This is a genomic window from Rheinheimera sp. (genome assembly GCF_036568245.1).
Classification (GTDB): Bacteria; Pseudomonadota; Gammaproteobacteria; order Enterobacterales; family Alteromonadaceae; genus Alishewanella.
The window spans coordinates 1-9,387 of record NZ_DATCSY010000278.1; the positions used below are offsets into that span (position 1 = coordinate 1).

At 48.3% G+C, this 9,387-nt stretch carries 7 protein-coding genes and 1 pseudogene; 5 read left to right on the forward strand and 3 right to left on the reverse strand.

The features are described 5' to 3' along the window. From VIN66_RS12605 to VIN66_RS12625, 5 genes and pseudogenes are all read left to right on the forward strand, one after another. A pseudogene (locus tag VIN66_RS12605) lies at positions 1-720 on the forward strand (dGTPase); the annotation flags it as partial. Between the two features lie 24 nt (positions 721-744). Further along, complete coding sequence (locus VIN66_RS12610) at positions 745-1,788, forward strand: patatin-like phospholipase family protein (RefSeq protein ID WP_331924306.1); 1,044 nt, start codon at positions 745-747, stop codon at positions 1,786-1,788. Between the two features lie 118 nt (positions 1,789-1,906). Continuing rightward, a complete protein-coding gene (locus VIN66_RS12615) occupies positions 1,907-2,521 on the forward strand; it encodes a hypothetical protein (RefSeq protein WP_331924307.1) in 615 nt (204 codons plus the stop codon). A gap of 1 nt (position 2,522) precedes the next feature. Continuing rightward, positions 2,523-3,620 (forward strand): rhomboid family intramembrane serine protease, encoded by a 1,098-nt coding sequence (locus tag VIN66_RS12620; RefSeq protein WP_331924308.1) that lies wholly within the window; start codon positions 2,523-2,525, stop codon positions 3,618-3,620. Between the two features lie 34 nt (positions 3,621-3,654). Continuing rightward, the gene (locus VIN66_RS12625; RefSeq protein WP_331924309.1) at positions 3,655-4,050 is read left to right on the forward strand and encodes an MAPEG family protein; all 396 of its coding nucleotides are present in this window, start codon (positions 3,655-3,657) and stop codon (positions 4,048-4,050) included. A 70-nt stretch (positions 4,051-4,120) separates the two neighbouring features. Here the strand turns inward: VIN66_RS12625 and VIN66_RS12630 are convergent, their stop codons facing one another. From VIN66_RS12630 to VIN66_RS12640, 3 genes are all read right to left on the reverse strand, one after another. Beyond that, positions 4,121-4,441: a hypothetical protein gene (locus VIN66_RS12630; protein WP_331924310.1), complete on the reverse strand. Its 321-nt coding sequence runs from the start codon at positions 4,439-4,441 to the stop codon at positions 4,121-4,123. Further along, positions 4,438-8,403 (reverse strand): RHS repeat-associated core domain-containing protein, encoded by a 3,966-nt coding sequence (locus VIN66_RS12635; RefSeq protein ID WP_331924311.1) that lies wholly within the window; start codon positions 8,401-8,403, stop codon positions 4,438-4,440. Before VIN66_RS12635 ends, VIN66_RS12630 begins: the two co-directional genes overlap by 4 nt. A gap of 21 nt (positions 8,404-8,424) precedes the next feature. Then, on the reverse strand, positions 8,425-9,387 hold a 963-nt coding region (locus tag VIN66_RS12640), incomplete at its 5' end, for a hypothetical protein (protein ID WP_331924312.1).

A 9,387-nucleotide genomic window follows, 5' to 3' on the forward strand; every position in this document is an offset into this window, starting at 1 on the left:
GCCATTTTTGCAGCAGATGCAGATATTCTTGATTGGATCCTTAAGCCGCTTAGCGCACCAGACAGAGCATTATTTCAAAGTACTGAACAGCTGAGCGAATCCCCTTTTATCAAATCACGTTATAAGTCGCTTGATGCATCAATTATGGAACTGGCAGACGATATTGCCTATGGCGTACATGACTTGGAAGATGCCATAGTGCTTGGCAATATCAGCCAGAGCCAGTGGCAACAGCATACAGAAGCTGAATGGGCGACGCTGTCCAGCGGTTTAAAGCAGATGATGCAGCAAATAAGTGCAGCGCTGTTCAGTAACCAGCATCATTTGCGTAAAGACGCGATAGGTTCCCTGGTTAATCTGCTGATCAGTTCGGTCGAGTTGGCCGAAGTGCTGCCGCAGGCGCAAGAGCCATTGATCCGGTATAACGCAGTATTAACCACAGAGCCGCAAGCCATTTTGCATTGCCTGAAACAAGTGGTATACCGCTGTGTTATAGCGCGGCCAGATATTCAGCAATCACGTTTTCGCTGTCAGAATATGCTGATGGCTCTGTTTGATGCGTTTTCATCAGACCCATCGCGCTTGTTACCCGCCAATACCCAGCAGCGTTGGCAACAAGCGCCAACCCAACTGAAAACCCGGGTGATATGTGATTATATCTCTGGCATGACCGATGACTATGCAGAACACATGTACCGCAGGCTGTATGCAAATAGCTAATATTTATCAGGCAGGTTAAGAGTTTTGTCACAACACGCATTACGGGTATTAGCCGGGCCGACAGCCCTGGTTCAGATCAAGCAGCATGGCTTTAACCAGGCCGATTTTAATGTCATGGTAGGTGCCAGCGGTGGACCTAAATGGTTTTGTCTGTACGGGCTGGACCAATACTTATTTGGCAGTTTTTTTCGCCAGCGCAGCACGCCACTGCATATTCTTGGCAGCTCCGCCGGTGCCTGGCGTTTTGCCTGTTTTGCACAGGCCGACCCGGTAGCTGCTTCGCAGCGATTTTGTCAGGCATACAGCCACATTACTTATCCTAAAACTGCTGATACAGCGCTTATCAGCGAAATTTCCGCCCGTATTATTGACGATGTGTTCCCCTCTGAGACAGAGGTTCAGCAGGTACTTGATAATCCAAATATAAAGCTGAGCCTTGTGGTCGCTAAAGCGCAGCGTATCTCCTCTGCAAGGCATAGGTTGCTGCAAGCAGGTGCCCTGACATTGGCTGCAGGTGCCAATTTAGTAAACCGCCAGCACTTACGCCATTTCTTTGAGCGCGTTTTGTTTCATGTGCCCGGTGAAACATCGCCGTTTCACCACGCGGGTTTACTGCCAACACGACATGTCGAGCTTACAGCTGCAAACTTAAAGCAAGCGGTGCTGGCCAGTGGCTCCATTCCTATGGTGCTAAACCCGGTAGAGAATATTGCAGGTGCAGGCCCCGGGCTATATTACGATGGCGGCGTCACCGACTACCATTTCGATTTACCTTTCAGTAATGATGGCTTGGTATTGTATCCTCACTTCTACCCCTATCTGACGCCCGGTTGGTTTGACAAAGCCCTTAAGTGGCGCAGAGCCAATCCGGCACATCTGCACAACGTGGTCTTGCTCTGCCCCAGCGCAAGCTGGGTGCAGTCTTTACCTTATGGCAAAATACCGGATCGCAACGATTTTAAGTTACCTGACAGTGCCCGAATAAACTACTGGCAGACTGTGATACAACGTTCTGCAGAGCTGGCCGAGGCAATGCAACAAGGCCATTTTACGCTTGAGGCCTTATAAAACAGTTAAATTGTTCAAATTTACCGCAATCAAACGTACCTGTTAAAGAACCAGCTATAATTGGCCGCTTTATTCAGGTTACACTTGCGTCACGTTTAATTTACCACAACAAGGAAGTATGATGTCTACCCGCGATCCTCTGATGAATACGCGACAGGCGTACGAAGTAACACCAGAGCGTAAAATCCGTAAAAAAATAGCGCTGCAACAAGGTGAAATTTCAAACCTGAGTTTTTGGATAAGCCAGATATCAATGATTATTGCCACCGTATTAGGTGTTTACCTTGCTGCTCAGCAAGGTTTACAACAGGCAGTTATGTTTGAGCAGATCCAAAGCGACAAGAATAACTACTACCTTCGTACATCACTGCAGCAGGAACTGACTGACAACTTACAGCTGATCCGCGACTATACCGAGCAAATAAAAGGCGCCGGCGCTCACACGATTAAACGTTATCCATTGCAACTGGATACTTTTGTCTGGGAAAGCATGAAATACTCACCGGCAACGCTGGAAACGCCGCCATCTTTGCTAAGTGCCAGCAGGCAGTTTTACCGCCAGGCTAACGACATCTACCAGAAGATTTACAGCAGTTTTTATCACAGCACTTATGGCTCGAAGTTGCTGCTGGAGCTTGTTGAGCAAATGGAAACAGACGTATTACCCAAATTTGCTGCCGACACAGACAAACTAAAGCTAATGTTGGCTCAGCAGAATATTGAGGTAGAGTAAAATGAACAAACCACAACAATACTGCCCTTGCTGTCAGGATAAGACACTACAGACAGTTGAATTACACGGCCAGCAGGTTGAGCGCTGCGCCAGCTGCAATGGTTTATGGTTTGATGATGCGGAACTGAGCCAGGCCATTGTGCATGGCAGTGAACTGACCGATCCCTACTGCGTAAAGAACAGTTTCGGTGAAAAACTCGCGCAGCATCAGTATCACTGCCATCGCTGCAATAGCAAAATGCAGCAATATCATTTGCTGAAAGACTACCAGGTAACCATAGATAACTGCAGACGCTGTAATGGTATTTGGGTTGATGGTGACGAAGCCGGTCAAGTACTGGCAGCACCTAAGCTGCAAGCGGCTCTTACCGTTCTGAACCAAAAAGTGTGTGCGAAAAGCTGGTTATTTCAATTTTTTACACAGATGCCAAAAGAGTACAATATCAAACCCCATCGCACGCCGTTGATGACCTGGAGTTTGCTGGCACTGAACATTTTGATTTTTATCCTGTATGGTTTTGATAATAACGCCACTGACTGGACTTTTCGCTATTTTGCATTGGACTCCTTAACGTTATTTCCCGGGCAGCAATGGTGGACTTTGCTAAGCTACCAGTTTCTGCATGGTGGTGTTCTGCACCTGATTGGTAACATGTATTTTCTCTGGATAATTGGCGATAACCTGGAAGATGCGCTTGGACCGTGGAAATTCCTGGCCGTATATCTGTTTTGCGGTGTAGTCGCTGCGGTAGCAGAGCTGCTTGCCTGTTATCTGGTAAACCGTGACCTGCTAATGGTAGGCGCAAGTGGCGCTGTAGCAGGCTTATTTGGTATGTATTTGCTATGGTTCCGCCACGCCAGCCTGACATTTATGTTTATCGTCTGGCAGAAAAAGCTTAATCCGGCATGGTATTTTGCCATCTGGGCAGTAATGAATATTATCGGTTTGCTATCTGAAGATCTCAGCGTGGCTTACTGGGCACATCTGGGTGGGTTGGTTGCAGGGCTGGCTGTTGGGCTGGCATTAAAGCAAAAAGTTATGGCGCAAAACCCGCTGTTACAATTACTGCAACGGCCAGAAGCCAGAATATTACGCTGATACTTAGCAGGCATGGCCTGTAACGGAGTTATTTATGATCACCTCATTACTGTTAACGCTGTTTATCGCCATGCTGTTGCCTTTTCTGGCTAAAGCTCCGCTGGCTTTTGCGATGCAAAAATCAGGCGGGTATGACAATCATCATCCAAGAGCGCAGCAAGCTGCGCTCAAAGGCTTTGGCCAGCGCGCCAATGCCGCCCATTACAACAGCTTTGAAGCTCTTATAATCTACGCCTGTGCAGTTTTTGCAGCCTTGGCCACAGGCATCGTTGATCAAACCACAGTAACGCTGGGTTGGGTGTTTATTGCCAGCCGCATCGTTTATTTATTGTGTTATTGGTTAGACTACTCTACCCTGCGCTCTGCCGTATGGGGCACGGGTATGATTGCAGCATTCACCATCGCAGGCCGTGCGATATTGGGTAGCTGAATAACAGAAACGAGTTTAATCACTGCAAGCTGTAAAACCGGGTTATGGCAGAGGTTTAGATTAAAGCACATCACCTGCCATAATATGCGTTGACGATTTTCAGGTCCGCTTTTCTCAGCTCAACAACATAAGTCTTTTTACCAATGCTTCCTCTTTGACCTGCAGGATAATCAGCTGGTTGGTAATAAACAATCCAGTTATTGTCATCTTCCATAAGCATGATGTTGTAACCTGACAAATCTACTTCCTGGTCTTTAACATACCCACCAGCAAGCTTAATAACGTCAAAATGCGACGCTTTAATTGATAATACTTCTACAGGCGCTTTAATCTCTGACACTGTGGAATTCCCCATAAATATAAGCAGTGCAATAGACACTAAAATTTTCATTCTTTTAACACCGAAACAGTTCCATCTTCCGGGTTGAACACCTTAAATAACCCACTGGGTGTTCCTAAGTATCCCCGGTAGCCTGATATACCGCGAGCATCCGCACGGATCCCAGAGTAATCGCTCGCTGAAAAGTTATCACTGTTAAACTCATCACGTAAAGGATCGCCTGTTCTGATTGCAGCTCCACTAACTCTGTCTACCAATGAATAATCACCATGTGTATGGTAGTCACCAACCAGTGTTGCGCCATCGGGTATAACTGCGTCATGTGGATTAACACCTTGATCAGACCCTTTTACAGGGCCGGAAAAGCCGTAATTACCGCTTTCATCTCGGTATATTAACCCTCCGTATTCAAGATTGTCAGTAATTGACAACGGATTAGCTAACTTCAAAGCAGCATTAGCAGCTTGGTCTTGGGTACTGAAGACATTTGCAGCATTCTCTTTACAGCTTAACCCCAACGGATCTATCCAGTTAATATGGTTTGGGGCATACTGGTAGTGATTTATACCACCTAACAGCCCTATCGGGTCCTGGCTGATAAAACGGCCTGTTTGCGGGTCATAATAGCGAAAATGGTTATAGTGCAAACCACTTTCACTATCATAGTATTGCCCTTGAAAGCGGAGCGGGTTGTCCACCGTATTAACGGTAACAGTGGCTTTGCCAAATACACTGTACTGCGCCTGCCAGACGACATTATTGTCAGTGTCTGTCAGGCTAAGTGGTGTGCCAAGGTGGTCCAGCTGGTAAAAATACAGCTGCCCATCTGCCAGCAGTGCCAACGGTTTGTTAGTGCCAGGCTCATAAATGTACCAGCGGTACTCGCCTTGTCGGTATTCACCGACCAGGTTGTTTGCCTCCCACAGATAATCTGTCCGGCCACTGGCTGTGACCTTGGCACTACGTCGGCCATAGGCATCATATTCATAACGCGTAACCTCTTCAGTCTTGCTAGTAACGCTGCGTAGTGCCGTTAACTGGTTAAAGCCATTGAATTCGCGCTGCTGACGTTTGCCCGCAGAGTTAATCGCGAGCTGGTTGCCACTGTCATCATATCGGTATTGGTTATCATAAAACCGCAGCAACCTGTCCTTTGAGACTTCAATCTCATCGCCGGTTGGGTTACCGAAACTGTCCCATTGATGTGTCTCACATTGCGAACTATCTGAACTATGCGTCTTGCGTTTAAGCTGATCGAGACAGTTGTATTGATATTCAGTATCACCTTGTTGGTTATCCGTAACCAAAAGCAGTTGATGCAGCTTGCTGTAACAGTAGTTACGGCTAAGTTTCTGTTCACCAACCAGCCATTGCTGGGCTGTCAACCGGCTAAAACTGTCAAAAGCTTGTTTAAGCTGCAACCCGGAACTGTACTCCCGCGATGTTTCGCGCCCTGCAATATCGAAACTTCGCCACATAATAGGCTGCTGATTAACTGCCAGTTGCGATAAATAGCCATGCTCGTTGTAACGGAAATCCAGCCTGGTGCCGTCAGGCAGAGTTGTGCCAACAAGCCTTGCCGCTTCGTCGTAAAGATGTAAAGTGCGCCAGTCGTCCTGCCAATGCTCAGCCAGTTGCCCGCAGCTATGGTAACTAAAACGCAGTTTACGGCTTGCGTTGCTGGCCCTAAGAGGCCGACCCAGTTTATCGTAGTGGAAATGGTTACTGGCCAGTTGCTGACCAAACAGCGCAGTCTGCTCGGTTATTCTGCCGCGGCTATCTCGCTTAAGCCTGATCTGACGATGACTGTTATCTGTGACTGAGCTGATGTTGCCGCACACGTCATACTGGTACTGCTGTCGCCTGCCGTCAAAGCCCAACAGTGTTACCGGACGTTCCTGCGCATCATACTCCAATTGATAGCGTGCACCATCACTGCGCATAATGGCAGTCAGGTTACGTTCTTTATCATATTCGTAATTAAAACAACTACCATCTGCAAGCAACTGCGCCACAGGCTGGTTTAAGCCTTCATATTGCCACTGAGTGCACTCACCCTGAGCATTGGTTTTACTGAGAAGCCTTCCGGCTGCGTCATATTCAAATTGTTCGGTGACGGCCTGTTCAGGCGAGTCTGCATTGTAGCGCTTAATCGCAATGATTTTACCGGCGCTATTACGCTGGTACTCGGTGATTAGACCCGCTGCATCCACTATCCCGTTTATACGCCCCAGCTTGTCATAGCTGTAACGTGTTGTCGCTTCACCTAATTGTTTTGCCAATAACTGGCCATCGTCGTCCCACAAATACTGCTCAATACGGCCGTCTGCGTGCTGTATCCTGCTTAACTGGCTATTCTGATCGTAGTAATACCGGCGGGTGCTGCCACTGGGTCGGGTAACTGATTTTAGCAGCCCGCCAGCGCTGTACTCCCGTTGCCAGCGTTGTCCTTCGGCATCGGTAAAGCCTATGCGTTGGCCAAGCTCATTATACTGAAAATGGCTTATTGCACCGTCAGCCTGTTCAACCGTAATAAGCTGGCCAAGCTCGTTGTAGTAATAGCGCGTTACAGCGCCATCCGGTGCAGTTTCAGCAACTTTCTTACCTTGCTTGTTCCAGTTGTAAAGCCAGATCGCACCGTCAGGTGCTATTTTCTTTATTAACTGGTTCAGCTCGTTATGTAAATACTGCCAGCGCTGCCCCCGGCTATCAGTACTGACAGTCAGGCGCTGAGCGTCATCATAGCTAAACTGATAATCGTAATAACCGTCATCGCCCCAGTTTCGAATACAGCGTGCTGATGGCCCTTCACCCTGCCAGCTAAAATAATGGCTAAAACCACTGGCGCGTTCCCGCTTTATCAGCAAATGCCCCTGATAACTATACCGCTCCGTCTGGCAGGCCTGGTTAGTTGCGGCAATCAGATCTGCGTCTGCATCATACTGATATTGCGCCAGCGTGACGTCTAACGCTTTCAGGCCCTCAGATGTCTGCTTAACAGCCTCAATCCGGCTGAGTAAACCTGCTTCGTTATAATGCAGTTCAATAGCCCGTTTACTACTGTAATCAAGCCGGCTTAACCTGTTAAAACTGTCATAGTATAACTGCAGGTAGTTACCCAGGCTGTCGTAGATCTGATGCAAAGCCCAACGTCGAGTATGCTTATCGTCGGCTCTGCCCCTTACAAACACCCAATGCGTGCTATCAGGACGCAATAACACCAAGCTGCCATTCTCTTCAAGCCGCAAAGCCAGAGATTCGGTTAACTGATAACTTGTCTGTCCGGGTTCAGGCATCGCAAACGTCAGGCGCCGGCCTTCTTCGTTGTGCAACTCCAATAGCTCTTCGTCGCTGTCACCTTTAAGCGCTGCTATGTACAAATGAAAATTACTGCGCCAGCCATAACCCAATCCCAGGTTTTCATAGCACTGACTGGAGCGATAAGTGCGCTTAAACTGCAGAGCAAACAACCCGGGTAGCTCAAAATCAATCAGCTCTAATATTTCCTCACCGGTGCACATGGCCACGGGGTCACCGCAAAAAGCGATGCTATTGCTTTGTGGTACCGCCTCACCACTTGCCGTTTTTCCTGGCTCACTATTAATCAGCGTGTTATTTACACTGCCTGGGCTGTCCGGCGTACTTGCTGCACCACCAGGTTTACTTGCCTTTGTTTTTTTGTTGCTTGCAGCTGGTGCCACAGGCCCTGAGTCACTGATGCGCTCAGGTTCAGCCATGCGGCAAACAAACAACCGGCCCTCAACAATGGCTTGTGCCAGAGTGTTATATAACCCGGTCTTGGCATGTAGCACCTGCATATTGATTGCCGCGCTACCAAACCAGCCGGAAACATTGACTAATGCTGCGCCGGTGACAGAATCGGGAAAATTATCCTGCAAAAACGCAGCAGCTTCTGCCGTTGAAACAAACTGTATTGCTTCGGCAACAGCATGGGTGCTGAACTGCAACATGCCACCATAGCGGCTTTTAAGCGGTAAACTGTGCATACCCATGTTGATGACACGTCCTTGTGGTTAGTTATCCATACCCTTTACAGCAAACAACGCGACTGCGCGATAGTGCTGTGAAGATTGTTCGTACTGTAATGTCAGGCCCGGTAAACGCCCCTTTGCGCCAGCGCGCATCAAATGAAACAAGCGATATAAGCCGCCGCAGGCACCAAGCTCGCCGCAGAAATATGCTGGCATGCAAAACGCTGTATCAGCTGTTACAGCGCCGCGTAACCAGTGGTACTGTTCAAGCCAGGTCAAAACAGTTGTTTCATCACCACAATCAGGCATATACAACAGTTTCAGTATTTTTGCCTGTTTTGACACTTCAACGCCGGCCAGCCGCAATAAATTACCGGTGGCGTCATCAGCAGCATTATTCAGGTGTCCAGCAGTAGCATCCACGCTACTGAAAACAAGCTGCAGCTGCCTGCCATCTGCCTGGCCTGACAAGGCATTGCCCATACGCAACGCTATCGCGCCCTCAGACAACACATGGTTTGCAGAGTACTTGCGATAACGCTCAAATGCTGTCGCCGAGCACAGGCTATCAACCGCGATAAGCCATATTGAGACCTGCCCCAGTTGTTGTAGCACTTTTTGCGCTGCAGCAAATGCCATCAGCGCCCCGGCACTGCCGTGCGCAAACACCCGGCACTGCGCTGATTGCAACAGGCCCGGCAAGCTACGCATAATATGTTGTATCAGGCTGTTAAGCGCAGAACCCTCTGCAGTGCCAAGCTCAGGCAGAACCAGATAAACAACGCACTGTTCTGCCAACAGATCAGTATTTTGCTTTGCTTTAAGTTTTGCCACTATGCGCTGTAATAACTGGCACAGGCGAAAATTGAAATCTTCCCCGACACAGTAAGGTTGTATAAAAGCGTGTCGAACCTTAGCCCCATGCCAATCCATTTCAGCTGGTGCTAAAACATTCAGCTCGAGCTGCTCAATACAATCAGCATCCGGCATAGCGCCCAAAGTAAA